We start from the raw sequence: 26,275 nt of genomic DNA, 5'->3' as shown, positions 1-26,275 counted from the left end.
ATGTCGACGCGCGATGCCCTGCGCCGTGCCGTTCGCGCCGATCTGGGCGGCTCTGCCGTCGACGTCGCGCCGCGACTGCTCGGCGCGGAACTGCGCACGTTCGTCGTCGGGCCCGAAGCCACAGACCCGGTCGAGGTGCGGCTGCGTATCACCGAGGTCGAGGCGTACCACGGTCGGGGCACCGGCGAAATCGCGGATCCCGGATCACATGCGCGGATGGGGCCGACCGCCCGCAACGCCACGATGTGGGGCGAGCCGGGGCACCTGTACGTGTACCTGAGTCACGGCATCCACTCCTGCGTCAACGTCGTGTGCGGGCCCGAGGGACAGGGCGACGGCGTGCTGCTGCGCGCGGGCGAGATCGTGGCCGGAGCGGATGCCGCCGCTCGTCGGCGCGGTGTGGCACTGCCTCTCGGGCGGATCGCCCTTCGCGACCTCGCCCGCGGGCCGGGGCGTCTCGGTCAGGCCGTCGGGTTGCGGCATCCGCTGCACGACGGGATCGACGCCGTCACGGGGGAGAAACAGCACGGGGCACGCGCCGAGCTGTGGCTGGGCGTGCCGCGGGACGACGTGGTGCGCGGCCCGCGGGTCGGCGTCGCCGGAGTCGCCGGCACGCACGCGTTCCCCTGGCGCTTCTGGATCGATGGCGACCCCACCGTGTCGCCCTTCCGCTGGGGGCGGGGCGCGGCCGAGGCCGCGGCGCTCGACGGCACTCCGCCCGTGCTAAACTGACTCTTTGTCTGCGCACACTCCTGTGCGCAGTTCGCGTGCTTCCCCTTCTGCGGCCGAGAGATCGGCGGGTCGAGGTTGCGTGCAGACAAGGGATCTTGGGTGAGGCCGTCCGGTCTCACGGTATAGAAGGAGTCACATCATGGCAGCAGTGTGCCAGGTGACCGGAGCTGTTCCCGGCTTCGGACACAATGTCTCGCACTCGCACCGCCGGACGAAGCGCCGCTTCGACCCGAACGTGCAGAAGAAGACGTATTTCGTTCCGTCGCTCGGTCGTAAGATCACGCTCAACGTGTCCGCCAAGGGCATCAAGGTGATCGACGTCCGCGGCATCGAGAACGTGGTCAAGGACCTCCAGGCGAAGGGTGTGAAGCTCTAATGGCCAAGAAGGCTCAGGACGTTCGTCCGATCATCAAGCTGCGTTCGACGGCAGGTACGGGTTACACGTACGTGACGAAGAAGAACCGACGCAACACCCCCGACCGCCTCGTGCTCAAGAAGTACGACCCGGTCATCCGTCAGCACGTCGAATTCCGAGAGGAGCGTTGATCAATGGCTAAGAAGAGCAAGATCGCTCGCAACGAGCAGCGCAAGGTCATCGTCGAGCGTTACGCCGAGCGTCGCGCCGAGCTGAAGAAGACCCTGGTCGACCCGAACGCCACCGACGAGGCCCGCGAGGCCGCACGCGTCGGCCTGCAGAAGCTGCCGCGCAACGCGTCGCCGGCTCGCGTGCGTTCGCGCGACGTCATCGACGGCCGCCCCCGCGGTGTCCTCACGAAGTTCGGCATCTCGCGTGTCCGCTTCCGTGACATGGCACACCGTGGCGAGCTGCCCGGTGTCACCAAGTCGAGCTGGTAAGTCTCAGCTGACAGGAGGGGCGAGGATCTTCGGATCCTCGCCCCTTCTGCGTGCCCGGGCGTCCTGTCCTGCGTGGTGATGCCCTCGCGTGGGGCGGACTTCTCGGTCATGGGCGGGAGCTCGTCGCAGATTCCTCCGCCCATGACCGAGTTCTTCGCCTGACGACTAACACTGCACCGCGCTCATGCGCCCGGCTGCGTACACAAAGCGCGGGAATGGCGAAGAGTGGATGCCGGGTTGCGCGGCATCATCGACGGATGGATGTCGTCGGCGTGCTCAGGGCGCGGAAGGGGATCGCCCGTGTTGCCGCGCTGCGCCGTTGCGGGGTGACGGAGCATATGCTCCGACAGGCGGTCCGGGCGGGCCTCGTGAGCTCGGTGTGCCGTGGCTGGGTGGCTCTTCCGGGTGCTGATGCGATGCTCATCGCGGCAGCAAGGCGCGGCGTCGTTCTCAGTTGCATCACCCTTGCCGAGCGGAAGGGGCTGTGGGTGTCGTCGGCATCCGAGCCGCACGTGGCGGCTCCGGTGAACTCCGGTCATGCGAATGCCGTCAGGGGCGTCGTGCACTGGAGTAGACCGGCCATCCCCCGAGATCCGGAACTGCTCGAAGACTCGATCGAGAATGCTCTCATTCTCGTGGCCCGCTGTCAGTCGCATGAAGATGCGCTCGCGACCTGGGAGTCCGCGATGCGGGCGCGGATGTTCGACGCCGAATCCCTCGAGCGGATGGCCCTCCCGCCGGCGGCGAGACGACTGCTCACTGATGCTCGGCCGTTCGCGGATGCGGGGACCGAGACCATCTTTCGGACGCGAATGGCCTGGCTGGACCTGCCGATCACGCCGCAGGTGTGGATCGTCGGGCATCGCGTCGACTTCCTGATCGGAGAACGACTCGTCGTGCAGATCGACGGCGGCCATCATGTGGGGGTGCAGCGCACGAGCGACATCGCTCACGATGCCGAACTCATGATCCGCGGTTACCACGTGATCCGGATCGGCTACGACCAGCTCATGAACCACTGGGCTTCTGTGCAGGGTGCAATCCTGACCGCGATCGCTCAGCGCCTCCATCTCGCGCGTTGAGGTGGACTCTCGCGCACGCCGCCGGGCGGAGAACTCCGCGTTGGGCGGAAGAATGCGCCGTTATCCTCCGCCCATCGGCGAGATCTCCGCCCCACGCGGGGGTGTCGGCGGGCACCGAACAAGCCGGCGTCACGCGACGGGTGCGGTGGTGTGCGCGACGGCCCAGGTGAGGGCCTCATCGGCGATCTCTTCCCAGCCGTCCTGGCTGACCAGGCGGTGGGTGCGCCCGGGGTACTCCTTGTACTCGACGACGGCGGGGCTGCCGGTGGAGCGGTACTTCTGCACGATCGCACGACCGATCGCCGGCGGCACGACGTGGTCGATCTCACCCGTGATCACATACAGCGGGGCCCGGTCGGTGCGCGCGTAGTCGACGTGCGTGACGCCGCCCTTCTCGTTGAACGCGGATGCGACGCCCTCGAAGAAGACCCGGTTGTAGGAGTTCACGGCCGATTCCTCCCAGAGGCGGTCGGATTCGGCGCGGCTCAGGTCGTTGCCGAACGTGAAGTGGAAGTGGCGCTTCGACAGCGGTTTGGCGCCGTTGCGGCCGAAGGGGTTCGCGAGGATCGGGGTGCCGGTCCACAGCGTCGACAGCGGCAGGGTGGTGATGCCCGCGGTCTGTCCGGGGGCGACGCCCACGTACGCGGCGCCGACGCCGCGGTCGGCCAGCATCTGCGTGATGACGCCGCCGAAGGAGTGGCCCATGACGATCGGCTTCACGGGCAGCGAGCGGATGATGCGCTCGTAGTGGTCGACGATCTGTTTCAGTCCGATGCCCTTCAGGGCGGACGGGTCGCGGCGGATGTCCTCGACCGAGCGGTCGTCGATGCCGGGCCATCCCGGGACGATGACCTCGTGGCCCTTCGCGCGGAAGCGCTCGGCCCAGGTGTTCCAGCTGGTCGGGGTCATCCACAGCCCGTGGATGAGGACGATGGGGGTCTTGTCGGTGGTGTTCATGATCTTCTTCTCTCTGTTCGGCTCCCGCTGATCGGAAGTGCGTTACGCTGATAGTAGACCGAACGTTCTATCTACCACAACCTATTCCCCAAACCGGGAAAACGGATTCGGATGCCGGGGTTCGGATGACACGATGAGAGGAAGATCATGGACACCACGACGAAGCGCCCCAGCCCCGCCCGCGCACGGCTGATCGATGCCGCCACCCGCCTCTTCTACGAACAGGGCATCCACGCGGTCGGCGTCGACCGTGTGATCGAGGAGGCCGGGGTCACCCGCGCCACCCTCTACAAGCAGTTCGGCGGCAAGGAGAACCTCGTGCTCGCCTATCTCGGCCACGAGGACGAGATGCTCCGCGCGATGTTCACGGAGGCGGGAGCGACCGTCTCCGATCCTGACGCGCTGCTGGATGCGGTCGTCCAGGGCATCGCCGCCGACATCCGCGAACACCATACGCGGGGCTGCCCCTTCATCAACGCGGCCGCGGAGTATCCGGATGCCGGTGGGGCCGTGCGGCAGCTCATCGACGAGCACCGGGAGTGGTTCCGCTCCACGCTGCAGCAGGTCGCCGAGGCGGCCGATCTCGAGCGTCCCGAGGAGGTCGCAGCCTCCCTCGTGCTGCTGCGCGATGCCGCGCTCGTCGGCGGATATCTCGACGGCGAAGGCCGTGTCAGCCCGGCGTTCGAGCGCACCGCCCGGGCCGTGATCGACGCGCACCGCGCTCGCTGACGACCCTCGAATCTGTGACTGGAGTGGCCAAAGTGGTGCGACACGCCCAGTAATTGCCCAAAACCCGCGAAATGACGCGGAAATGCGGGTGGTGGTTGATACATTCGAGGCGGTCACTAGACCAGGAGCATCCGCTCCGATACCCACAACGATGCGACGGGATCTCGTCGCTGGAGGATGACATGGCTGACAAGTCCATCACCAAGACCGAGCTCGTCGCGAGCATCGCAAGCGCCACGGGCCAGAGCCAGGCCACCGTCTCCGGTGTCCTCGACTCGCTGTTCGCCACGGTCTCCGACGCTGTTGCCAAGGGCAGCAAGGTCTCCATCCCGGGCTGGATCTCCTTCGAGCAGGTCGACACCGCTGCTCGCACGGGCCGCAACCCGCAGACCGGCGCCGAGATCAAGATCCCGGCCGGCAAGCGCGTCAAGGTGACCGCTGGCTCCAAGCTCAAGGCTGCCGTCAAGTAATCGACCGCACCTCATCGAAGGCCGCTCCCGTTCCGACGGGGGCGGCCTTCGTGCTTTCCTCCCTCCGGGCGCGCCTAGGCTGGAGGGGTGAGTTCCCGCAGTGAGTCGACGAGTCGGATCTCGGCGTATCGCATCGCCGGGATCGTCATCCTCCTCGTCGCGGCACTGGTCGCCCTGACGCTCGCGCTCCTCGTCGGCGGCGGCGCTAAGCCCCCGCTCCTGCAGGACCCTGGTCCCTTCGTGCTCTGGGGCACGCCGATCGCCAAGCTCGTGATGAACATGTCCGGTGCGGTGATGCTCGGCTCCCTGGTACTGGCCCTGTTCGGGTTGCGCGCGGGGGACCGCTCGTTCGACGCCGCGCTGAACATCGCCTCGGTCGGCGCCGCCGTGTTCACGATCTCGGCGGGCCTCGCCGGGTTCCTCGCCTTCATGGCCGCCTTCAACCCGAAGCTCAGCATCGAGCGCGAGTTCGGTACGCAGCTGGGCCGCTTCCTGCTGGAACTGCCGCTCGGCCAGTCCTGGCTCATCACGACGCTCTTCGGTGCGATCATCACGGTGCTCGCGTTCGCCTGGCGTTCATGGACGCCCACGCTCATCACGGCGCTGCTGGCCGCGGCATCCTTCCTCCCACTCGCGACGCAGGGTCACGCGGGCGATCTCGCCGGGCACAACATGGCGGTCAACTCGATCCTGCTGCACACGATCGGCGCCGCCGTCTGGCTCGGCGGACTTCTGCTGCTGATCCTGCTGCGCGGACGTGCCGACGTCGACACCGCGAGGCTCGTCGGGCGCTACTCGTCGCTCGCGATCGCCGCCTTCGCCGTGGTCGCCGTGTCGGGGGTCACGCGATCGATCGTCGCCGTCGGCGACTGGAACGCGCTGTGGACCACGCCCTACGGCTGGATCGTGCTCGCCAAGGTCGCACTGCTGGGTGGCATGGGCCTGCTCGGCGCCTGGTACCGCGCGCGCCTCATCCCGAAGCTCGCCGGAGCCCGTGCCGCCGGCTGGTTCTGGCTGCTCGTGCTGTGCGAGGTCGCGCTGATGGGCCTCGCCTCCGGCGCCGCGGCCGCGCTGGCCCGCACACCCCCTCCCACCGGCGAGACCGCCGCCTTCCTGCAGACGCCCGCCCAGATCCTGACCGGAGCGACGCTGCCGCCGGAGCTCACCCTCGAGCGCTGGTTCACGGCGTGGGACATCGACGTGCTCTGGCTCATCGCCGCGGGCCTCGGACTGTTCTTCTACCTGGCCGGCGTGTGGCGCCTGCATCGGCGTGGTGACCGCTGGCCGATCCATCGCACGGTCTTCTGGGTGCTGGGGGCGCTGCTGCTCGTCTGGGTCACCGGCGGGCCGATCAACGCGTACCAGGAGTACCTGTTCAGCATCCACATGATGGGCCACATGATGCTGTCGATGGCGATCCCGCTGTTGCTCGTCTCCGGGGCCCCGATCACCCTCGCGCTGCGTGCCATCCACAAGCGCGACGACGGCACCCGTGGCGGCCGCGAGTGGATCATGTGGGCCGTGCACTCGCCGTTCGCCCGCGTGGTCACGCATCCGTTCGTCGCGGCGGCGATCTTCATCCTGTCGCTGTGGGCCTTCTACTTCACCGATCTCGTGCGCTGGTCGATGTTCGAGCACCTCGGGCACGAGTGGATGGTCATCCACTTCCTGATCTCGGGCTACCTGTTCGTCATGAGCCTCATCGGCGCGGACCCGGTTCCGTACCGTCTGCCGTATCCCGGACGCCTGATCACGCTGATCGCCGTCATGGCGATGCACGCGTTCTTCGGCATCGCGATCATGATGCAGGAGGGGCTGATGGTCGCCGACTGGTTCGGGGCGATGGGTCGCGACTGGGGTGTGGACCCGCTGCAGGACCAGTACGTCGGTGGCGGCATCGCGTGGTCGATCGGGGAGATCCCGACGCTGATCCTCGCGATCACGGTCGCCATCCAGTGGAGCCGCAGCGACACCAAGCTGCAGCGTCGGGCGGACCGGCACGCGGACCGCACGGGTGACGCGGAGCTCGAGGAGTACAACGCAAGGCTCGCCGCGCTCGCCGAACGTGACCGACGTGAGGCCGAACGCACGTCTTAGATGCCGACAGGGTATCGCGTAATGCAATAACGATACTTTACAAGTATCACTGCGTCTTCTTACGGTGGAGGTTCACACGACTTGCCACGACGAAAGAGGTCTCCACAGTGAGCCAGTACAGCCCCGCAGAATTGGCCCAGCAGCTGGGCGGCGGGCTCCTCTCATTCCCGGTGACCACCTTCGACAGCGCTCTGGAGTTCGACGAGAAGGCGTACCGCGACCACCTCGCGTGGCTGAGTGGGCACCCGGTGGCCGGGCTCTTCGCCGCCGGCGGCACGGGGGAGTTCTTCTCGCTCTCGACCGCCGAGGTCGCCCGGGTCGTGAAGACGGCCGTCGAAGCATCCGCCGGAGCCGTGCCGATCCTCGCCCCCGCCGGTCGCTCGACCCGCGAGGCGATCGAACTGTGCGCCATCGCCGAAGAGGCCGGAGCCGCCGGCATCCTGCTGTTCCCGCCCTACCTGACCGAGGTCTCCGACGCCGGAGCATACGAGCACATCGCCGCGGTGCTCTCGGCGACGCGCCTTCCCGTCATCGTCTACGCCCGCGCGAACATGATCCCGGCGCCCGAGACGGTCGCTCGCCTGGCCGAGAACTTCCCCAACTTCATCGGCTACAAAGACGGCATCGGCGACCTCGAAGCGCTCGCGCGCGTGATCGACGCCGCCGGCGACCGCCTGCTGTACATCGGGGGGCTTCCCACCGCCGAGACCTTCGCGCTGCCGCTGCTCGAGCTGGGTGTCACGACGTACTCATCGGCGATGTTCAACTTCGTGCCCGAGTTCGCCCTGGGCTTCTACGCCGATGTGCGCGCCCGCGACCACTCCGCCGTGCGCGCCAAACTGCGCGACGTCGTGCTCCCCTACACTCGCATCCGCGACCGCGGCAAGGGCTACGCCGTCTCGATCGTCAAGGCGGGGCTCGACGCCGTCGGCCGCCAGGGCGGCCCCGTGCGTCCCCCGCTCAGCAACCTCACCGACGCGGAGCGCGCCGACCTCGCCGAGATCGTGCTGCGGGCCAACGCATGACCACAGTGCAGGCGACCGCCGGATCGTTCATCGCCGGTGACGAGGTCGTGCAGGGCGCCGGGCAGATCCAGTCGGTCGACCCCGCCACGGGCCGGGCTCTGGAGCCCATCTTCGCCCTCGCCACGGCCGAGCAGGTGCAGGATGCCGTGGATCGCGCTCGCGAGGCGGGCGAGGTCTACCGGGCCACGACCGCTGCCGAGCGTCGCGCGCTGCTCGAGTGCATCGCCGCGCAGCTCGAGGCCGTGGGCGATGAGCTCGTCGAGCGAGCCCACCTCGAATCCGGTCTGCCGCTCGGTCGCCTGCGCAGCGAGCTGGGGCGCACCACCGGGCAGCTCCGCTTCCTCGGCTCGACTCTCACCGACGACGCGCTGCACGTCGACGACGCGCTACCCGAGCGCACGCCGCCGCGGCCCGAGTTGGTGCTCCGGTCGGTGCCGATCGGCACGGTCGTGGTGTTCGGATCGAGCAACTTCCCCCTGGCGTTCTCGAACGCGGGTGGCGACACGGCATCCGCTCTGGCCGCCGGATGCCCCGTCATCGTCAAGAACCACGAGGCGCACCTCGGTACGACTCGCCTCGTCTCTCGGGCCATCAGCGCCGCGGTCAAGGAAGCTGGCCTCCCCGGTGGCGTCTACTCGGCGCTCACGATCGACCGTGAGCTGGCGGGCGCGCTCGTCGCGAATCCCCTCGTCGATGCGGTTGGGTTCACCGGTTCGCGCCGCGCCGGGCTGGCGCTGCGCGCCATCGCCGACCGGCGCCCCGTGCCGATCCCGGTGTACGCCGAGATGAGCAGCATCAACCCCGTCGTTGTGCTTCCGGGAGCGGCGACCGCAGAGACCGCCGACGGCTTCGTCGACTCGCTGACCCTCGGTTCCGGCCAGTTCTGCACGCAGCCGGGTGTGCTCTTCGTGCCGAACGACGCCGACCGTTTCCTCGGCCGTGTCGCCGAGCGCATCGATGATGCGGCCGGTCAGACGATGCTGACCTCGGGCATCGCTGCGGCATTCGCCGACGGCATCCGTCGCCAGGCCGAGAGCGCGACCCTGCTCGCGGAAGGCCGCACGGGTGAGGGGGCGAACGCGCCCGCACCGGTCGTCTACGACGTCGCCCTCGACGCCTTCGACCACGAGGGTCCGCTCAGCGAAGAGGTCTTCGGGGCGAGCTCGGTCATCGTGCGCTACGACTCGGTCGACGATGTGCTCGCCGCACTCCGCCGACTCGACGGACAGCTCACGGGCACGGTGCATGCGGCCGACGCGGAGATCACCGACGCGGGTCGCGTCGTCTCGGCCCTCGAGCGCATCGTCGGACGCATCGTCTTCAACGGGTGGCCGACGGGTGTCGAAGTCGCCGGGGCGATGGTGCACGGCGGACCGTACCCCGCGACATCCGAACCGCGAACGACGAGTGTCGGCGCGCTCGCGATCGAGCGCTTCCGGCGCCCGGTCTCGTACCAGAACGTACCGGCGGGCCTGCTGCAGCGGGTCGGACGCCGGGACTAACAGATCGCCCGGGCCGACGGCCGGGGCGATGGAACCATGAGAAGGGAAATGCAATGACGCACAGAGCTACCCGAAGGAAGGCGCGCGCGACGACCGCGCTCGCCACCCTCGTGATCGCAGGGCTCGCCCTCGCCGGATGCTCGTCCGGCGAAGGCGCGAGCGACCAGAGCCTCACTCCGGAAGACCTCGACGCCGCTCTCGAAGCGGGCGGCGAGATCACGTACTGGGGCTGGAGCCCCTCTGCGCCCGCACAGGTCGAGGCCTTCGAGGCCGCGTACCCGAACGTGACCGTCAAGTACGTCGACACCGGTGGCGGCGGGGCGCACAACCTCAAGCTGCAGAACGCGGTGACGGCCGGTCGAGGCGCCCCCGACGTCTCGCAGCTGGAGTACCACATCCTCCCGCAGTTCGTGCTGGGCGAGTCGGTGCAGGACCTCACGTCGCTCGGCTTCGACGAGCTCGAAGACGACTTCACCGAGTCGACGTGGGATTCCGTCGCGCTGTACGACGGCATCTGGGGCCTTCCGCAGGATGCCGGCCCCATGGCGCTCTTCTACAACAAGGACGTGTACGACCAGTACGGGCTGACCGTGCCGACCACGTGGGACGAGTTCCACGAGCAGGCGGCGAAGCTGCAGGCGGCCGACCCGTCGAAGTACCTCGCCGGAGACTTCGGCGAGCCCTCGTTCACGACCTCGATGATCCGCCAGGCCGGCGGCCACCCGTTCACCGTCGACGAGACCGACGTGACGATCGCGCTCGACGACGAGGGGGCGCAGCGCTGGACCTCGGTGTGGAACCCGCTCCTCGAGGAGAACCTGCTCGACACCAAGACCGCGACGTGGAGCGACGAATGGTACGTCGCCCTGGGCGACGGCTCGATCGCGAGCATCGTGTCGGGTGCATGGATGGCCGGTGTTCTCACGAACAGCGTCGCCGAAGGCTCCGGCTCGTGGCGGGTCGCCCCGATGCCGACGTACGGCGATGACCCGACCACCTCGGAGATGGGCGGAAGCTCGCACGTGGTGATGAACCAGAGCGAGAACAAGGCGCTGGCCGCCGCGTTCGTGCGCTGGCTGAGCCACGACCCCGAGAGCGTCGCGATCTTCATGGAGTCCGGCGGATTCCCCAGCACCGTCGCCGACCTCGAGTCGGATGCCTTCCTCGGCGCGACCCCGGAGTACTTCGGTGGCCAGCAGATCAACGAGGTGCTTCTCGACTCGTCAAAGAACGTCGCAGAGGGCTGGCAGTTCCTCCCGTGGCAGTCGTACGCGAGCAGCATCTTCTCCGACACCGTCGGCCCGGCGTACGTCAACCACACCGACATCAACGCCGGACTGGAGGCGTGGCAGGCCGCCAACGTCAAGTACGGCAACGAGCAGGGTTACACGGTCAACGCAGACTGACCGTCGGCAGGGCCATCCACCACTCGGGGGATGGCCCTGCCATCGTCGTGAAAGGCATCACCATCGTGCAGCAGGTCGCAACTCTCCGCCTTCGCTCCGACGAGACCGTCGCCCCGGTCTCGCGTCGTTTGTTCGGCACCTTCGTCGAGCACATGGGGCGCTCGGTCTATACGGGCATCCATGAGCCGGAGCATCCGACGGCCGATGCGGCCGGGTTCCGCCGCGATGTCGGCGCGCTCGTGCGCGAGCTCGGTGCCACGTGCGTGCGCTATCCGGGCGGCAACTTCGTCTCGGGGTACCGCTGGGAAGACGGCGTCGGGCCGGTGGAGAATCGCCCGGTGCGGGTGGATGCCGCGTGGCGGAGCCTCGAATCGAACGCCGTGGGTCTGCACGAGTTCACCGGGTGGGCGACGGAGATGGGCCTCGAGGTCATGATGGCGGTCAACCTCGGCACGCGCGGCGCCGCCGAAGCCGCCGAGCTGTTGGAGTACTGCAACCTCGATGAACCGACGGCGCGCGTCGCCGAACGGCGCAGGAACGGTGCGGATGCCGCGTTCGGCTTCGACGTGTGGTGCCTCGGCAACGAGATGGACGGCGAGTGGCAGATCGGCCACAAGACCGCCGACGAGTACGGCCGCCTCGCCGCCGAGACCGCCCGCCTGATGCGCTTCATCGATCCCGGTGTCGAGCTCGTCGCCGCGGGCAGTTCGTCGGCCGAGATGGCGACGTTCGGCGAGTGGGAGCGCACGGTGCTGCGTCACACCGGCGATCTCGTCGACCACATCTCTCTGCACGCGTACTACGAAGAACTCGACGACGTGTCGGACTTCCTCGCGTCGAGCGCCCGACTCGACCGCTTCATCGACGAGGTCGCGATGATCGTCGCCGGCGTCGAGCAGGAGCTGGGTCTGACCAAGCACATCGGCATCAGCGTCGACGAGTGGAACGTGTGGAACACCACGCGCTTCAACCAGGTCGACAAGGAACCGCTGCTCACGGGGCCGTGGCGCTTTCACCCGCGCATCATCGAAGACGAGTACACGGTGACCGACGCGGTCGTCGTGGGATCGCTGCTGAACTCGCTGCTTCGTCACGCCGACCGGGTCTCGATCGCCAACCAGGCCCAGCTCGTCAACGTGATCGCGCCCATCCGCAGCGAGCCGGGCGGTGCCGCCTGGCGGCAGACGATCTTCTACCCGTTCGCGATCACCGCCGCCCACGCGCACGGGTCGGTGCTGACGGTGGGAGTGGAGGCGGCGACGCTGACCACGCCCACCTACGGAGACGTGCTGCAGCTCGACGCCACCGCCACGTTCGACGACGACCGCATCGAGGTGTTCGTCGTGAACCGTTCGCAGACGGATGCCGTCGACGTCGCGCTCGACACCGATGGGTTCGTCGTGGAGTCGGCGACCACCCTGACCGCTCCCGACGACGGTGACCGTCGCACGACGAACACGGCCGATGCGCAGCCGGTGGCGCCGCGCGCGCTTGCCGTCGAGCCGGGCAGTGCGACCGTGCAGCTGCCGCCCCTCTCGTGGAACCACCTCCGTCTCGTGCGCGCCATCGAAGCCGGCGCCCGCACCGAAACCCAGGAAGAGAACGCATGACCGTCCCCGTCATCACCGACGTCCGCATCACCCCGGTCGCCTTCGCCGACCCGCCCCTGCTCAACGCCGCGGGCGTGCACGAGCCGCTCGTGCTGCGCTCGATCGTCGAGGTGCGCACCGACACCGGCCTGACCGGTCTCGGTGAGACCTATGGCGACGCCGACATCCTCGCGCTGCTTCGCCGCGCGGGTGAGGCCGTCATCGGCGCCACGCCCTACCGGGTCGGCCGCCTCTTCCCGGTGTTGGCCGCGGCGCTCGGGGCCGGCGATCCGGATGCTCCGACCGGGATGACCCGCAAGCTGCTGGCCACGATCGTCGCTCCGTTCGACACGGCCTTCCATGACCTGCAGGGGCAGATCGCGGGTGTGCCGGTGTGGGCGCTGCTCGGCGGCAGGCAGCGCGACGCTGTCGACTACAGCGGCTATCTCTTCTACAAGTGGGACCGGCATCCGGGTGCGCAGCCCGACGCGTGGGGCGCCGCCCTCGACGCCGAGGCGATCGTCGCGCAGGCGCAGCGCATGATCGACACATGGGGCTTCCGTTCGCTGAAGCTCAAAGGCGGGGTGTTCCCGCCCGACCAGGAGGCGGAGGCCATCGAACGCCTGCATGAGGCGTTCCCCGAGGTGCCGCTGCGCGTCGACCCGAACGGCACGTGGGATGTGCGCACGGCGGTGCGCATCGCCTCCCGCCTCGAGCACGCGCTGGAGTACTACGAAGACCCGACCCCGGGTATCCCCGCGATGGCCGAGGTCGCGCAGCAGACGTCGCTCCCGCTGGCCACGAACATGTGCGTGGTCGAGCAGGGGCACATCAACGAGGGCTTCCGTCGTGACGCCGTGCAGGTCGTGCTGATCGACCACCACTACTGGGGCGGCTTCCGGCCGTCGATGCAGCTCGCGGCGACGTGCGCGGCGATGAACGTGGGCATCTCGATGCATTCGAACAGCCACCTCGGCATCAGTCTCGCCGCGATGCTGCACCTGGGCGCCTCGGTCGAGAAGCTCGACTACGCGCTCGACACGCACTGGCCGTGGAAGCGCGCCGAAGACGATGTCGTCGCCGACACCTCGCACCTCACGATCCGGAAAGGCGCGATCACGGTGCCCGATCGGCCGGGGCTGGGCGTCGAGATCGACGAGTCCCGCCTGCAGCGACTGCACGAGGCGTACGTCGAGACGACGATCCGTCGCCGCGACGACACCGGATACATCCGGCAGTTCCAGCCCGACTTCGACAGTCGGTTGCCGCGCTGGTTCGAGGAGGACGCACGATGACGTTCGTGCACGACATCGAGACCGCGGCTTTCGTCGCCGCGGTCGAGCCCGGCGAGGGTCGTCGGGTCGCTGCCCAGATCGCCCCGACGGATGCACCGGTGCTCTCCCTCGACGGCCCGTGGCGCTTCCGCCTGGGCGAGGGGCTGCATGATCTGACGCCGTCGTTCGGGGCGGAAGCGCTCGACGACGCGAACTGGGACGAGATCGCGGTTCCGTCGAGCTGGCAGATCGCCGGTCTGCGCGACGCCGACGGCGCGCTGCTGCCGCGCGGCGAGTGGCGCTACGGGGCTCCTGCGTACACGAACATCCGCTATCCGTTCCCCGTCGATCCGCCCGCCGTGCCGAACGAGAACCCGGTCGGTGAGTATCGGCGTCGATTCGAGTATCCGGGTCTCGCCGAGGGCGAGCATGCCGTGCTGCGCTTCGAGGGTGTCGACTCCTCGTTCTCGGTCTGGGTCAACGGCGTCGCCGTCGGCTGGGGCACCGGCAGCCGACTGGCGACCGAGTTCGATGTGACCGCACTGATCCGGGCCGGCGAGAACACCGTCGCGGTGCGGGTGCTGCAGTGGTCGGCGGCCACCTACCTCGAAGACCAGGACATGTGGTGGGTGTCGGGCATCTTCCGTTCGGTGTCGCTGCGCACGCGCCCGGTCGGGGGCATCGACGAGCACCGCATCCGAGCCGACTACGACGCGACGACGGGAGAGGCCCGCCTGCTCGTCGAAACCGACGTGCCTGCCACGGTGCGCATCCCCGAACTCGCCGTGAGCGGTACGGCCGGCGAACCCATCGTGATCTCGTCGGTCGAGCCGTGGACGGCCGAGACGCCGCGCCTGTACGACGCCGAGATCGCGAGCCCGGGCGAGACGCTGCGGGTGCGCATCGGATTCCGCACGCTCAAGATCGTCGACGGCGAACTGCTGGTCAACGGCAGCCCCATCCGCCTGCGCGGCGTGAACCGGCACGAGTGGCACCCCGACACCGGGCGCACGCTCGACGTCGCCACGATGCTGCGCGACATCGAGCTGCTCAAGACGCACAACATCAACGCGGTGCGCACGAGCCACTATCCGCCCGACCCGCGGTTCCTCGATCTGTGCGACGAGCACGGTCTCTACGTGATCGACGAGTGCGATGTCGAGACGCACGGCTTCGTGCATGCCGGATGGGTGCAGAATCCGCCCGCCGATCCCCGCTGGCGTGCGGCGATGCTCGATCGCGCCGAGCGCATGCTGGCGCGTGACCGCAACCACCCGAGCGTGATCATGTGGTCGCTGGGCAACGAGGCCGGTGCCGGCGACAACCTGCAGGCCATGGCCGATCTGCTGCATGCGGGCGATGACCGCCCTGTGCACTACGAGGGCGACCAGAACAGCAGCTATGTCGACGTGTACAGCCGCATGTACGCCGCGCCCGACGAGGTGGCGCTGATCGGTGCAGGAGTCGAACCCGGGACCCCGGACGTGGCGGCGGATGCTCGCCGCCGCCGACAGCCCTTCCTGCTCTGCGAGTACGCCCACGCGATGGGCAACGGCCCGGGCGCGCTCATCGACTACGAGCGGCTGTTCGATCGGTACCCGCGATTGCTCGGCGGTTTCGTGTGGGAGTGGATGGACCAGGGCATCACGCAGGTCGATGCCCGCGGTCGCGAGTTCGTCGCGTACGGCGGCGACTTCGATGAGGCCCTGCACGACAGCACGTACATCATCGACGGGTTGGTCTTCGCCGATCGCACTCCTTCGCCGGGACTCACGGAGTACGCCGCGGTGATCTCGCCCGTGCGTCTGACGGTGGGTTCCGACGCGGTGCGCGTCGAGAACCGTCACGACCACGTCTCGCTCGACGGGTTCGAGCTCGCCTGGCGGGTCGAGGTCGACGGAGATCAGGTCGCATCGGGCATGCTGGCGCTGCCCGAGATCGGGCCGAGGGCGGATGCCGACATCGCGCTCCCGATCCTCGACGCACCGGCGCTCGCCGACGGCCAGCAGGCGTGGCTCACGATCGACGTCGTGCGCCGGGCCGATGCCGACGTCGTGCCCGCCGGTCATGTCGTCGGAACCGGGCAGCGCCTGCTCGCCGAGCGCACGCGCACTCTGCGCAGCGCGACCCCTGCGGTCGCCGCAGGCGACGGATGGCGCCTCGGCCCGGCCGAGATCGATGACCGGGGCCGACTGGTCTCCCTCGGCGGGCGCGCGGTCACGACGCCGGTGCTCGACATCTGGCGGGCACTGACCGACAACGACAGCCATGTCGAGGGTCAGGGTGCTCGATGGCTCGAACTCGGCTTCGATCGGATGCTGCATCGCACCGTCGAGGTCGTAGAAGACGATGGAGCGATCCGCGTGGAGACGGTCACGGGCGCGGCGGGCGTCGATTCCGGATTCGCCACCACCTGGGTGTGGACGGCGGTGGGCGACGCGGTGCATCTGCGGGTGCGCATCCGCCCCCACGGGCAGTTCCGTGCGGGGATCGAACCGACGACCCTCGGAGTCGCAGCTCCCGGGCCTGTGGTGACCCTGCCGCGACTGGGCATCACGTTCGCGCTCGACGGCCTCGACGACCGCGTCCGCTGGTTCGGACTCGGACCGGGGGAGTCGTATCCCGACTCCCGTCAGGCCGTGCGCGTGGGTGCGCATGAGACGTCCGTCGCGGCGTTCCAGACGCCGTACGCGCATCCCCAGGAGAACGGTGCACGACAGGATGTGCGCTGGGCGGAGATCAGCGGGTCGGAGATCACCGGTCGCAGTCCGCGCCTGCGCATCGAGGCCGACGAGTCCCTCGGGTTCACCGTCCGGCCCTGGCGCACCGCCGACCTCGAGCGGGCGACGCATGCCGTGCAACTGGAGCCTTCGGACCGCACCTGGATCACGCTCGATGTCGCGCAGGCCGGGCTGGGCACGGCATCCTGCGGTCCCGACACCCTGCCGCCCTACTGGCTGCATCCGCAGGAGCGCGAGCTGGGTGTCACGTTCATCGTGGATTGATACCTCTGGGGCATTGTTCAATGCCAAATAGATGCTTTACAGATATCAGTCGGTCTTTCTAGGCTGACTGAGCCAGGACCCGACGAAGGGATGCGGATGTCCACGACGATGACGCCGAGCGTGACGCGACGAAGAAGAGGATCCGGGACGGAGCGTGCCCAGATCCGGGCGGGATACGGCTTCCTCGCCCCGTTCCTCATCGTCTTCGCGCTGGTCATGCTGGCTCCGGTGGTCTACTCGATCATCCTCAGCATGTTCCAGACGAAGCTGGTGGGTGGCACGATCTTCGTGGGTGTCGACAACTTCGTCGCCGCGTTCACCGACCCGCAGTTCCTCGAGGGCGTCGGTCGCGTGCTGCTGTTCCTCGTGGTGCAGGTGCCGGTGATGCTGATCCTGGCGCTCGTCGCCGCCCTCGCGATCGACAGTGCGCGTCTGCACGGTGCGAGCTTCTTCCGCCTGGCGATCTTCCTCCCGTACGCGGTGCCCGCGGTCGTGGCGGTGCTGATGTGGGGCTTCATGTACGGCGAGCGCTTCGGCCTCGTCGGCAACATCAACAACGCCGTCGGGTTCGACCTGATTACCCCGTTCGCCCCCGAATGGATGCTCCTGTCGATCGGCAACATCGTCACCTGGCAGTTCATCGGCTACAACATGCTCATCTTCTTCGCCGCGCTCAAGGCGATCCCGCACGAGCTGTTCGAGGCCGCGGAGATCGACGGAGCAGGACAGTTCCGCATCGTCACGGCCATCAAGCTCCCCGCCATCCGCGGGTCGCTCGTCATCGCCACGATCTTCTCGATCATCGGCAGCTTCCAGCTGTTCAACGAGCCGAACATCCTCAAAACGATCGTGCCGAACCTGATCCCCACCTTCTACACACCCAACATGTACGCCTACAACCTCGCCTTCCTCGGTCAGCAGCAGAACTACGCGGCCACGATCGCGATCATCATGGGCCTGCTCACCGCCGTGATCGCCTACATCGTGCAGCTGCGCGGAAGCCGGAAGGACGTCTGATGCCCGCCTCCTCTCTCCGATCCCGGTCGCCCCGCGCGTCGCTCAGTCGCAAGCCGCGTCGTTCGGTCGCGCTGACGATCGCTATGTCGCTCTTCGCCCTCTACGCGCTGCTGCCGCTCGTCTGGCTGCTCATCAACGCCACGAAGACGCAGTCCGAACTGTTCTCGTCGTTCGGCCTCTGGTTCTCGGGCCCGTTCGCGCTCTTCGACAACATCGCGCAGGTGCTCACCTACGACGACGGCATCTACGTGCAGTGGCTGCGCAACACGCTGCTCTACGTCGTGGTCGGCGCCGGTGGTGCCACACTGCTCAGCGCCATGGGCGGGTACGGCCTGGCGAAGTACCGGTTCCCGGGCAAGAAGGGCATCTTCGCGGTCATCCTCGGTGCGGTCGCCATCCCGGGCACCGCGCTCGCCGTGCCGACGTTCCTCATGTTCAGCGAGCTGGGGTTGACGAACACCGTCTGGGCGATCATCATCCCGTCCCTCGCCTCGCCGTTCGGGCTCTACCTGATCTGGGTGTACACGCAGGAGGCGATCCCGACCGAGCTGCTCGAGGCCGCCCGCATGGACGGTTCGAGCGAGGCCCGCACCTTCTTCACGATCTCGCTGCGCATCCTCGCGCCGGGTGTCGTCACGGTGCTGCTGTTCTCGGTCGTGTCGACCTGGAACAACTACTTCCTCCCGCTGATCATGCTCAGCGATCCCGAGCTGTTCCCGCTGCCGATCGGTCTGCAGCAGTGGAACGCGCAGGCGGTCGGTGTGGGCGCGAGCCCCATCTTCAACCTCGTCATCACCGGGTCGCTGCTGGCACTCATCCCGATCATGATCGTGTTCCTCGCCCTGCAGCGGTACTGGCGGGGTGGGCTGAGCGCCGGAAGCGTCAAGCAGTAGCGCGCGCCGGGATAGGATCGGGCGATGTTCAGCTTCGAGCAATTGCGCGCCTTCGTCGCCGTCGCCGAGCATCTGCATTTCGGCAATGCCGCGCGGGAGCTGCGCATGACGCAGCCCCCGCTGAGCCGCCAGATCCAGAACCTCGAGACCGATCTGGGCGTGCAGCTGTTCGTCCGCACCAATCGCAAGGTGTCTCTGACCGTCGAGGGCGAGGCCTTCGTCGAGCGGGCCAAGCAGCTCCTCGATCTCGCCGACAGCAGCCGCTCGCTGATGCAGGGCGTGGCGCGCGGAGATCGCGGTCGGCTGGTCGTCGGGTTCACGTCGGGGGCGTCGCTCGCGGTGCTCGGCGACATCCTGACCGTCTGGCAGGAGCGCCTGCCGGACGTCGACGTGGTGCTGCACGAGCACGTCAGTCGTGACCAGCTCGCCGAGCTCGCGGCCTACCGGTACGACATCGGACTGATCCGTCCGCTCGCCGACCCCGACATCTTCGAGACGCTCCGCATCCACGAGGAATCGATGGTGGTGGCGATTCCCGAGGGGCATCCGCTGGCCGATGGTGCCGGCGAGATCTCGGTCGACGAGGTCGCCCGCGAGTCGATCATCGGGTACGCCCGCCCGGACTCGGAGTACTTCGTCCGAAAGCTGGAGGGCATCTTCGCCGACCGCAGCGTGCGGGTGGTGCAGCGAGCCGCGCAGATCCACAGTGTTATCGCGCTCGTCGCCGCCGGCTTCGGACTGGCGATCGTGCCGCGTTCGGCTGCGCGCATGGAGTACGCCGGGGTCGTCTACCGCGATCTGGCGGCGGCCGAGGGTCAGCCCGCCGCCTACACCGCGGCGGTGGATGCCGTCTGGCGCCGTGACTCGAGCAACCCCGCGCTCGCGCGGGCGATCTCGGCCATGCGCGACGTACTGGGAACCGGCTGAGCCAAAGCCTCAGTCGGCTGCGGTGTCTTCGGGAGAACCGACCCGGATCGACGCCGAGCCGTTCGGCAGGATCACGATCGTGCCGTTGAGCTGGAACGGCACGTCTTCGGAGAGCGGTGCGATCGACCCGTCGAACAGCGACTGGATCTCGACGTCGATGTGCGCCACGGCCTCGGTGGTCGGGATCTGCCAGTGGCCCTCGTCGGGGATCACCGTGACCTGAGGCTGGCTCGCGATGGACCACTTCGGCGGGGCGGTGATCCGGTTCGTGACCCGCAGTCCGAACGGGCAGGCGGTCGGCTGCAGCACCTCCTGCGTCGTGCACTCGGTGAGGAACTGCTCGACCTGCTGCTGCACGACCTTGACGAACTCCTCGGTCGGTTCGGTCTGCACGTCGAGCGGCGTGACGGCCAGGGGCGTGTCGGCCAGCACGCCGTGTCCGGATGCGGTCGCGATCGGGGTGTCGACCGTGACCGAGTAGAGCCCGGGGGTGAACACCAGAAGCGGCAGGGGATCGAGCGCGCCCGCCTCGGGCCCGAGGGCCGACACCTGGCGACGGTCGACCTCGAAGCCGTTCACCGCGAACTGGTCGGCGCCCCGCACGGTGAGGTCGATCACGGCGAGTGGGCTGGTGGTGAAGCGCCAGTTGGGGGTCACGCCCGCCCAGCCGTCCTGCTCGATCAGGAACGTGCTCGTGCCGGAGTGGCCGCTCGCCTGGTAGCTCACGGTGACCGCGGTGCCGCCCGCTGCGGGCTTCTCCGACTCGACCTTCACATCGGTCAGCGGTGCGAGTGCCGACCGGCGGAGCATCGCCTCGGAAGCCGACGGGTCGATGCCCGCCTTCTCGAGGGTCTCGCGGTCGATCGCGACGCCGGGAATGCGGAGAGCGTCGGCGGCCCGACCGGCGGAGAGCAGGTCGAGATAGCGGACCACGAAGGCGGACGGACCGTAGAACTGCTGGTACAGCGTCGCTCCGCCGGCACCGAGCGCGGCGACCAGCATGAGCCCGACGACGGCCAGCATCGCCAGATCGACGCCCAGGCGCGATCGCCGGGGCGCGCGCGTGCCGGCCCGTCCCATGGCGTCAGTCTAGGAGGGCGTCCTGGGGGGACGCCGAGCGTCGGCGGCCCCGGGCGGATGCCGGGACGTAGCATGGGTGGCGCCCCGTTTCCGTCTGCTTCCCCTGTGAGTGCCGTGTCCCTTCCCGCCCTGTCCGAGGAGCAGCAAGAGCTGTTCCGGCTCATCGAGGACACCGGCGAGCACGTCTTCATCACCGGGCGTGCCGGCACCGGCAAGTCGACGCTGTTGCAGCACTTCGCCTGGAACACCAAGAAGCAGATCGCCATCTGCGCGCCGACGGGTGTTGCGGCGCTCAACGTCGAGGGCCAGACCATCCATTCGCTCTTCCGGTTGCCGATCGGCCTGATCGGTGATGCCGACATCGATCAGAACGATGCGACGCGGCGCATCCTCAACGCCATCGAGACGCTCGTGATCGACGAGATCTCGATGGTCAACGCCGACCTGATGGATGCGATCGACCGCTCCCTGCGCCAGGCCAGAGGCCGCAGGGGCGAACCGTTCGGCGGCGTGCAGGTCGTCATGTTCGGCGACCCGTACCAGCTGGCGCCCGTCCCCCCTCGTGGTGACGAGGCGCGCTACGTGCAGGACCACTACCGCTCGTTCTGGTTCTTCGACGCCAAGGTGTGGGCCGGTGGGTCCGGGATCTCCGATCAGGGCGGCCTGTTCGAGGTCGACACCCGCGCCGAGCTGCACGTGCGCGAGCTGGTGCAGATCCACCGGCAGTCCGACGACGGGTTCAAGGCGATGCTCAACGCCGTGCGCTACGGGCGGGTGACCGCCGAGATCGCCGGGGTCCTGAACACGCAGGGCGCGCGCACGCCGCCGGATCCGGAGCCGGGCGAGGTGCCGATGATCACCCTCGCCACGCGCAACGACATCGTGAACAGCATCAACAGCAGGCATCTTGCTGCGCTGCCCGGCAAGGAGCAGACCGCACGCGCCGAGGTCAGCGGCGACTTCGGACGCGGCGAGGCGTCGCTGCCGGCCGAGAGCGAGCTGAAGCTCAAGGTCGGCGCGCAGGTGATGTTCCTGCGCAACGACACGGCGATGTCCGGGGAGCCGCCCCGCTGGGTCAACGGCACCATCGGGACGGTCGTGCGCATCATCGGCAGCGCGGTGCGCGTGGACATCGACGGCGAGGAGGTCGACGTAGAGCCTGCCGTCTGGGAACGGTTCCGCTACGCGTACGACCAGAACACCAAGAAGCTGTCGCGCGACGTGGTGGCCGAGTTCACCCAGTTCCCGTTGCGGCTCGCCTGGGCGGTCACGATCCACAAGTCGCAGGGCAAGACCTACGAGCGCGCGATCATCGACCTCGGCTCCGGGGCGTTCGCGCCGGGGCAGACGTACGTGGCGCTGAGCCGGCTGACCTCGCTCGAGGGGCTCTATCTCTCGCGCCCGCTGCGACCCCGCGACATCCGGGTGGACGAGGATGTGCGTCGGTTCATGCGCGACGCCTGGCTCGCGGCGTCGACACCGGAGCTGCCGAAGAGCTGACGCCGGCGCCTCAGGCCGCGGCGCGCGCCCGGTCGAGGTCTTCGAAGAGCTCGGTGTTGAAGCGGTAGGCGAGGAGCACCTCGTCGATCACCCGCTCGCGCTCGGCGTCGTCCCACGGTGCCGCATCCAGCTGCTCGCGGTACACGTCCTTGAAGGCCGACGGGTCGGCGATGTCGTCGAACAGGTAGAAGCCGATGCCGTTGGTCTCGAAGCCGAAGCGACGGGCCATCACGCGGCCGATGAAGATCCCGCCGGAGAGGTCGCCGAGGTACCGCGTGTAGTGATGTGCCACGAAGCCGCCGGCCCAGGTCGCCCCGACCTGACGGATGCGGTCGACGTAGCGCTGCGTGGTCGGCAGCGGCACGATCTGCTCGCGCCAGTCGGCCCCGAGGAGGAACTCCAGGTCGGCCTCGAGCGCGGGAAGGCGGGTGAGCTTGTCGCTGATGAAGACCGAGGCGATCGGGTCCTGGCGCATGCGGTCGCCGGCGCTCTCGAGTGCTTCGTAGATGAAGTAGTGCTGAGCGACGAGCGAGATGTAGTCCTCGCGGGAGCCCTCGCCCTTCAGGAGGTCGGACATGAAGCCGGCGGTCTCGCTGCGGGAGTGGGATCCGGACGAGCGCTCGCGCAGGGCGGCGGAGAAGGAGAGGATCTCGGGCATGACCTCAGTGTAAGGGGAGCCTTACCTCAGAGGAAAGCCCGGAGTTGTGGGAAGTCGTCCGGAGACCCGCCTCCGCGGCGATCAGGCGTGCGGGCGAGGCTCGACACCGAGGCGGGCGCAGGCCTCGTCGTAGAGCGCCACGACCTCGCGACGCACAGACGGGCGGTCGGCGATCGGTCCTCCGGGCCACGGCACGCGCAGCTCGGACGCGGCGCCGCCGGCGGTGATCTCCCACACTCCACCATCGCCGTCGAAGCCCGTCATGACGGACTCGCTGATCTCGGCGTCGGTCTCGGCGAAGGCGCGGGCGATGAGCAGATTGTCGTCGGTGTGGTCGCCGTTCATGTGGCGGAGAACGGCGATGATCACGTCGGCATCGAAGAGGTGGGGCACGATTCTCACCTTACGCGCGCGCACGATCGCCCGGCTCGATGCCGTCTTTCAGGATCCGCGTTCTAGACTCGGGAGACACATCCTCGGGGGTTCTACATGCAGCTTCTCTCGTCGCGCCGTTGGCGCGCCGCAGCGGCCAGTGCGGCCGTGCTCGCTCTCGTCCTCACCGGATGCTCCTCCGAAGGCTCCTTCACGTACACACCACCGGCTCAGGTCGACGGCGCTCTGCCCGATGCGACGGTCGACGCGATGCAGGCGGCGGTCGACAACGCGCTGACCGCGTCCGGCGCCTCCGGGGCGATCGTGGGCGTCTGGGTCCCGTGGAGCGGCAGCTGGGTCACCGCATCGGGCACACAGGGCCGCGACGGCGGTGAACTGTCCACCGACATGACGTTCCGCGTCGCGGACGTGACCCGCCTCATGACGTGCGATGTGCTCTACGCCCTCGCCGACGAGGGGACCGTCAAACTCGACGCCAAGGTGCCCAAGTACGTCTCGGGCGTCGCCGACATGAAGGACGTCACGCTCCTCGACCTGTGCAACGGCACGAGCGGCGCCGGATCGTCCGAGCCGACGATCAAGGGTGCGCTGATGAACACCCCGGAGCGGATCTGGTCTCCGCTGGAGCTCGCGGGCTACGGGCTGGGCCGCGAGCGGCTGGCACCGGCGACGGCCTTCCGCGACTCCGATGCGGGGTACCTGCTGCTCGGCGTCGCGCTCGAGCGCGCCACGGGCATGTCGGCATCCGAGCTGATCGCGGAGTACGTCACCGAGCCGCTCGAGCTCTCCGCCACCTTGCTCCCCGGCTCGACGCCGGCCGCGCCGGGCGACACCCCGATGAACGGGCACTACCTGTCGGCCGTCGAGGGCGGCTTCAACTGCGCCGCCCCGGTCGACATCACCACGCTCTCGGCGAGCTCCGGCTACACCGACTCCGGCGTGGTCTCGAACATCACTGATCTCGGCCGCTACGTCCAGGCGGAGGCGCAGCAGGCGCTGCGCACGAAGGAGAAGCCCGATCGCTTCGGAGCCCCACTCCCGGTCAGCGAGAAGGGCCCTTCCTGGTACCAGGCCGCCGGGGGCGCCTATCTCGCTGGGTCGATGGTCGGCCAGCACGGCTGGGTTCCCGGCTATGCGACTTCGGCCTACTCGGATCCCGCAACCGGCTTCACTGTCGCGGTCGTGCTGAACGACTCGACCGGAGGCTCGCGGTTCGCCCAGCAGCTGTCCTGGGAGCTCGCGGCGATCGCGTCGAAGGCCGCACCGGCCTCCGGTCAGACAGCGCCGGAGTTCGGGCTTCCCTTCACGGCGGAGACCTACCACGAGTCGATCTCGAAGTCCGCGCTCGCCTGCGTGCCGCCTGCGGAGTGATCACCGGCCCGACCTCGGTGCGGAAGGGAAGGGCGACGATGGCGATCATCGACAACGCGATCTACGTGGACGGTGTGCGCACCGAGAATCCGCAGAGCCTGAGCGAGACGTTCGAGCGCATGCGGGAACGCGGCGGGATGAGCTGGATCGGGCTGTACCGGCCCAGCGAGGAAGAGATCCGCGAAGTCGCCGACGAATTCGGCATCCACGCCCTCGTCGTCGAGGACGCGCTGTCGGGACACCAGCGCGCCAAGCTGGAGCGCTACGGCGATGTGCTGTTCATGGTGCTGCGCCCGGCTCGCTACCTCGACGAGGCCGAGGAAGTCGAGTTCGGCGAGGTGCATGTGCTGGTCGGCCCTGATTTCGTCGTGACGATCCGGCATGCCGAATCGCCGGACCTCGGACGCGTGCGGCACCGGCTGGAGAACGACCCGGCGCTGCTCGCCCATGGTCCCGAAGCCGTGCTGTACGCCATCCTCGACGAGGTGGTCGACGAGTACGCGCCGGTCCTCGCAGGGCTCGAGAACGACATCGACGAGATCGAGAGCCAGCTCTTCGAGGCAGACGTGGATGCCACGCAGCGCATCTACGAGCTCGGCAGGGAGGTCATCGATTTCCAGCGCGCGACGCAGCCGCTCTCCGGGATGCTCGAGGCGCTGCTGCGCGGCTCGGACAAGTGCCTCGTGGGGGAGGAACTGCGCAGCTACCTGCGCGACGTGCTCGATCACACGCTCCGGGTGAGCGACCGTGCGACGACCTTCCGCACCGTGCTCGACAACGCCCTCACCGTCGAGTCGACGATCGTGGCCCGTCGGCAGAACGAGGAGATGCGGCGGATGACGGAGCTCAGCATCCGTCAGAACGACGAGGTCAAGAAGATCTCGGGCTGGGCGGCGATCCTCTTCGCGCCGACGCTGGTCGGCACGATCTACGGCATGAACTTCGATCACATGCCCGAGCTGCACTGGCTGCTCGGCTATCCGATGGCCATCGGCATGATGGTCGTGCTGGGCTTCGCCCTGTACGCGGTGTTCAAGCGCAAGGGCTGGCTCTGACGCTGTCCGGAACCGTGCGGTCGTTGGCCGGATCGGATCTTGCCCGGCGCCTCGGCGGCGATCACGATGAGTCCATGACGACTTCTCCCGACACCGCCCTGCTGGTCATCGATGCGCAGGAGTCGTTCCGCCAGCGCGCCGACGACTGGGCGGCGACCGCGAACCCGGCAGCGCTCGACAACGTCGCACTCCTCGTCGCGCACGCCCGCGAAGTCGGCGACCCGGTCGTGTGGATCACCCACTCCGAACCGGGCACCGGAGGCGTGTTCGATCCCGCCAACGGATTCGTGCGGGTGATCGAGGAACTCGAGCCTCGGGAGTCCGAGGACGCCCTCACGAAGACGACCGTCAACGCGTTCGGCTCGACCGACCTCGAGGAGCGACTGCGGCGCGCCGGCATCGGACGCGTGGTGGTCTGCGGTATCCGTACCGAGCAGTGCTGCGAGACGACCGCCCGTATCGCCGCCGACCTCGGCTTCGAGGTCGAGTTCGTGACGGATGCGACGACCACCTCCGCCATCCCGGCGCACGGTGCGCTCGCCGCCGTGTCGGGGGAGGACCTCATGCGCCGCACCGAGAGCATCCTCTCGGCCCGCGGGTTCGCGACCGTCACGAGCACACAGGAGCGGATCGGCGCGACCGCCGGGGTCTGAACCGC

25 protein-coding genes are annotated in these 26,275 nt (G+C 68.4%); 21 read left to right on the top strand and 4 right to left on the bottom strand.

The annotated features are described in order from the left end of the window. The 5 genes from CQ034_RS15225 to CQ034_RS15205 all read left to right on the top strand — a co-directional run bounded on the left by CQ034_RS15225 (window position 1) and on the right by CQ034_RS15205 (window position 2,669). Window positions 1-732 (top strand): DNA-3-methyladenine glycosylase, encoded by a 732-nt coding sequence (locus CQ034_RS15225; protein WP_105711703.1) that lies wholly within the window; start codon window positions 1-3, stop codon window positions 730-732. 139 nt (window positions 733-871) lie between these two features. Next, entirely contained in the window at window positions 872-1,108 is a 237-nt protein-coding gene (gene rpmB, locus CQ034_RS15220; protein WP_017203559.1) for a 50S ribosomal protein L28, read from the top strand. Continuing rightward, on the top strand, window positions 1,108-1,278 hold the full coding sequence (gene rpmG / locus CQ034_RS15215; RefSeq protein ID WP_017203558.1) for a 50S ribosomal protein L33: 171 nt from the start codon (window positions 1,108-1,110) through the stop codon (window positions 1,276-1,278). The genes rpmB and rpmG overlap by 1 nt, the downstream gene beginning before the upstream one ends. Before the next feature lie 3 nt (window positions 1,279-1,281). Further along, window positions 1,282-1,587: a 30S ribosomal protein S14 gene (rpsN, locus tag CQ034_RS15210; RefSeq protein WP_017829734.1), complete on the top strand. Its 306-nt coding sequence runs from the start codon at window positions 1,282-1,284 to the stop codon at window positions 1,585-1,587. Between the two features lie 488 nt (window positions 1,588-2,075). Further along, complete coding sequence (locus CQ034_RS15205) at window positions 2,076-2,669, top strand: endonuclease domain-containing protein (RefSeq protein WP_258134231.1); 594 nt, start codon at window positions 2,076-2,078, stop codon at window positions 2,667-2,669. Between the two features lie 129 nt (window positions 2,670-2,798). Here the strand turns inward: CQ034_RS15205 and CQ034_RS15200 are convergent, their stop codons facing one another. Next, window positions 2,799-3,626, bottom strand: a complete 828-nt coding sequence (locus CQ034_RS15200) for an alpha/beta hydrolase (protein ID WP_105711701.1) — start codon at window positions 3,624-3,626, stop codon at window positions 2,799-2,801. Window positions 3,627-3,773: 147 nt separating this feature from the next. Between CQ034_RS15200 and CQ034_RS15195 the strand changes: the two genes are divergently transcribed. The 12 genes from CQ034_RS15195 (at window position 3,774) to CQ034_RS15140 (ending at window position 19,560) form a co-directional block, all read left to right on the top strand. Continuing rightward, a complete protein-coding gene (locus CQ034_RS15195) occupies window positions 3,774-4,355 on the top strand; it encodes a TetR/AcrR family transcriptional regulator (protein ID WP_029264387.1) in 582 nt (193 codons plus the stop codon). A 182-nt stretch (window positions 4,356-4,537) separates the two neighbouring features. Beyond that, on the top strand, window positions 4,538-4,825 hold the full coding sequence (locus CQ034_RS15190) for an HU family DNA-binding protein (RefSeq protein ID WP_017203554.1): 288 nt from the start codon (window positions 4,538-4,540) through the stop codon (window positions 4,823-4,825). 87 nt (window positions 4,826-4,912) lie between these two features. Continuing rightward, on the top strand, window positions 4,913-6,922 hold the full coding sequence (locus CQ034_RS15185) for a cytochrome c oxidase assembly protein (protein ID WP_219860801.1): 2,010 nt from the start codon (window positions 4,913-4,915) through the stop codon (window positions 6,920-6,922). Between the two features lie 107 nt (window positions 6,923-7,029). Next, complete coding sequence (gene kdgD, locus CQ034_RS15180; protein ID WP_105711700.1) at window positions 7,030-7,947, top strand: 5-dehydro-4-deoxyglucarate dehydratase; 918 nt, start codon at window positions 7,030-7,032, stop codon at window positions 7,945-7,947. Further along, window positions 7,944-9,449, top strand: coding sequence for an aldehyde dehydrogenase (NADP(+)) (locus CQ034_RS15175; protein ID WP_105711699.1), 1,506 nt, complete (start codon window positions 7,944-7,946; stop codon window positions 9,447-9,449). Before kdgD ends, CQ034_RS15175 begins: the two co-directional genes overlap by 4 nt. 53 nt (window positions 9,450-9,502) lie before the next feature. Next, on the top strand, window positions 9,503-10,855 hold the full coding sequence (locus CQ034_RS15170) for an ABC transporter substrate-binding protein (protein WP_105711698.1): 1,353 nt from the start codon (window positions 9,503-9,505) through the stop codon (window positions 10,853-10,855). Between the two features lie 65 nt (window positions 10,856-10,920). Beyond that, a complete protein-coding gene (locus CQ034_RS15165; protein ID WP_258134230.1) occupies window positions 10,921-12,465 on the top strand; it encodes an alpha-N-arabinofuranosidase in 1,545 nt (514 codons plus the stop codon). Continuing rightward, window positions 12,462-13,739, top strand: coding sequence for an enolase C-terminal domain-like protein (locus CQ034_RS15160; protein ID WP_105711697.1), 1,278 nt, complete (start codon window positions 12,462-12,464; stop codon window positions 13,737-13,739). Before CQ034_RS15165 ends, CQ034_RS15160 begins: the two co-directional genes overlap by 4 nt. Then, window positions 13,736-16,723 carry a glycoside hydrolase family 2 TIM barrel-domain containing protein gene (locus tag CQ034_RS15155; RefSeq protein WP_105711696.1) on the top strand — a complete coding sequence of 996 codons (2,988 nt, stop codon included), beginning with the start codon at window positions 13,736-13,738 and terminating at the stop codon, window positions 16,721-16,723. Before CQ034_RS15160 ends, CQ034_RS15155 begins: the two co-directional genes overlap by 4 nt. Before the next feature lie 96 nt (window positions 16,724-16,819). Continuing rightward, entirely contained in the window at window positions 16,820-17,740 is a 921-nt protein-coding gene (locus tag CQ034_RS15150; protein ID WP_374956820.1) for a carbohydrate ABC transporter permease, read from the top strand. Beyond that, window positions 17,740-18,633, top strand: coding sequence for a carbohydrate ABC transporter permease (locus CQ034_RS15145; protein ID WP_105711694.1), 894 nt, complete (start codon window positions 17,740-17,742; stop codon window positions 18,631-18,633). Before CQ034_RS15150 ends, CQ034_RS15145 begins: the two co-directional genes overlap by 1 nt. Window positions 18,634-18,657: 24 nt before the next feature. Further along, window positions 18,658-19,560: a LysR family transcriptional regulator gene (locus CQ034_RS15140; protein ID WP_105711693.1), complete on the top strand. Its 903-nt coding sequence runs from the start codon at window positions 18,658-18,660 to the stop codon at window positions 19,558-19,560. Window positions 19,561-19,569: 9 nt separating this feature from the next. Here the strand turns inward: CQ034_RS15140 and CQ034_RS15135 are convergent, their stop codons facing one another. Beyond that, entirely contained in the window at window positions 19,570-20,640 is a 1,071-nt protein-coding gene (locus CQ034_RS15135; RefSeq protein WP_105711692.1) for a hypothetical protein, read from the bottom strand. A 114-nt stretch (window positions 20,641-20,754) separates the two neighbouring features. Between CQ034_RS15135 and CQ034_RS15130 the strand changes: the two genes are divergently transcribed. Beyond that, a complete protein-coding gene (locus tag CQ034_RS15130; RefSeq protein ID WP_181156341.1) occupies window positions 20,755-22,140 on the top strand; it encodes an ATP-dependent RecD-like DNA helicase in 1,386 nt (461 codons plus the stop codon). A gap of 10 nt (window positions 22,141-22,150) precedes the next feature. Here the strand turns inward: CQ034_RS15130 and CQ034_RS15125 are convergent, their stop codons facing one another. Together CQ034_RS15125 and CQ034_RS15120 are read right to left on the bottom strand one after the other, a co-directional pair. After that, entirely contained in the window at window positions 22,151-22,798 is a 648-nt protein-coding gene (locus CQ034_RS15125) for a heme oxygenase (biliverdin-producing) (RefSeq protein ID WP_029264391.1), read from the bottom strand. 81 nt (window positions 22,799-22,879) lie between these two features. Further along, window positions 22,880-23,191 carry a DUF2470 domain-containing protein gene (locus tag CQ034_RS15120; protein ID WP_105711690.1) on the bottom strand — a complete coding sequence of 104 codons (312 nt, stop codon included), beginning with the start codon at window positions 23,189-23,191 and terminating at the stop codon, window positions 22,880-22,882. A 96-nt stretch (window positions 23,192-23,287) separates the two neighbouring features. Here CQ034_RS15120 and CQ034_RS15115 point away from each other — a divergent pair, with 96 nt between their 5' ends. The 3 genes from CQ034_RS15115 to CQ034_RS15105 all read left to right on the top strand — a co-directional run bounded on the left by CQ034_RS15115 (window position 23,288) and on the right by CQ034_RS15105 (window position 26,270). Continuing rightward, a complete protein-coding gene (locus CQ034_RS15115) occupies window positions 23,288-24,562 on the top strand; it encodes a serine hydrolase (protein ID WP_105711689.1) in 1,275 nt (424 codons plus the stop codon). 38 nt (window positions 24,563-24,600) lie between these two features. Continuing rightward, window positions 24,601-25,617 carry a magnesium/cobalt transporter CorA gene (gene corA / locus CQ034_RS15110; RefSeq protein ID WP_105711740.1) on the top strand — a complete coding sequence of 339 codons (1,017 nt, stop codon included), beginning with the start codon at window positions 24,601-24,603 and terminating at the stop codon, window positions 25,615-25,617. 74 nt (window positions 25,618-25,691) lie between these two features. Further along, the gene (locus tag CQ034_RS15105; protein ID WP_105711688.1) at window positions 25,692-26,270 is read left to right on the top strand and encodes an isochorismatase family protein; all 579 of its coding nucleotides are present in this window, start codon (window positions 25,692-25,694) and stop codon (window positions 26,268-26,270) included. The last annotated feature ends 5 nt before the right edge of the window (window positions 26,271-26,275 follow it).

The sequence above is a fragment of the Microbacterium sp. MYb45 genome (assembly GCF_002979655.1).
Classification (GTDB): Bacteria; Actinomycetota; Actinomycetes; order Actinomycetales; family Microbacteriaceae; genus Microbacterium.
Note: the sequence above shows the minus strand (reverse complement) of the source record. Positions and strands in the feature narration are given on the sequence as shown.

Coding starts and splice junctions, on each gene's coding strand:
- rpmG (WP_017203558.1), top strand. CDS start 1,108: ATGGCCAAGAAGGCTCAGGACGTTCGTCCGATCATCAAGCTGCGTTCG.
- CQ034_RS15145 (WP_105711694.1), top strand. CDS start 17,740: ATGCCCGCCTCCTCTCTCCGATCCCGGTCGCCCCGCGCGTCGCTCAGT.
- CQ034_RS15140 (WP_105711693.1), top strand. CDS start 18,658: ATGTTCAGCTTCGAGCAATTGCGCGCCTTCGTCGCCGTCGCCGAGCAT.
- CQ034_RS15155 (WP_105711696.1), top strand. CDS start 13,736: ATGACGTTCGTGCACGACATCGAGACCGCGGCTTTCGTCGCCGCGGTC.
- CQ034_RS15115 (WP_105711689.1), top strand. CDS start 23,288: ATGCAGCTTCTCTCGTCGCGCCGTTGGCGCGCCGCAGCGGCCAGTGCG.
- CQ034_RS15135 (WP_105711692.1), bottom strand. CDS start 20,640: ATGGGACGGGCCGGCACGCGCGCGCCCCGGCGATCGCGCCTGGGCGTC.
- CQ034_RS15225 (WP_105711703.1), top strand. CDS start 1: ATGTCGACGCGCGATGCCCTGCGCCGTGCCGTTCGCGCCGATCTGGGC.
- CQ034_RS15170 (WP_105711698.1), top strand. CDS start 9,503: ATGACGCACAGAGCTACCCGAAGGAAGGCGCGCGCGACGACCGCGCTC.
- CQ034_RS15190 (WP_017203554.1), top strand. CDS start 4,538: ATGGCTGACAAGTCCATCACCAAGACCGAGCTCGTCGCGAGCATCGCA.
- CQ034_RS15175 (WP_105711699.1), top strand. CDS start 7,944: ATGACCACAGTGCAGGCGACCGCCGGATCGTTCATCGCCGGTGACGAG.
- CQ034_RS15195 (WP_029264387.1), top strand. CDS start 3,774: ATGGACACCACGACGAAGCGCCCCAGCCCCGCCCGCGCACGGCTGATC.
- CQ034_RS15160 (WP_105711697.1), top strand. CDS start 12,462: ATGACCGTCCCCGTCATCACCGACGTCCGCATCACCCCGGTCGCCTTC.
- corA (WP_105711740.1), top strand. CDS start 24,601: ATGGCGATCATCGACAACGCGATCTACGTGGACGGTGTGCGCACCGAG.
- CQ034_RS15125 (WP_029264391.1), bottom strand. CDS start 22,798: ATGCCCGAGATCCTCTCCTTCTCCGCCGCCCTGCGCGAGCGCTCGTCC.
- CQ034_RS15105 (WP_105711688.1), top strand. CDS start 25,692: ATGACGACTTCTCCCGACACCGCCCTGCTGGTCATCGATGCGCAGGAG.
- rpsN (WP_017829734.1), top strand. CDS start 1,282: ATGGCTAAGAAGAGCAAGATCGCTCGCAACGAGCAGCGCAAGGTCATC.
- rpmB (WP_017203559.1), top strand. CDS start 872: ATGGCAGCAGTGTGCCAGGTGACCGGAGCTGTTCCCGGCTTCGGACAC.
- CQ034_RS15150 (WP_374956820.1), top strand. CDS start 16,820: ATGTCCACGACGATGACGCCGAGCGTGACGCGACGAAGAAGAGGATCC.
- CQ034_RS15200 (WP_105711701.1), bottom strand. CDS start 3,626: ATGAACACCACCGACAAGACCCCCATCGTCCTCATCCACGGGCTGTGG.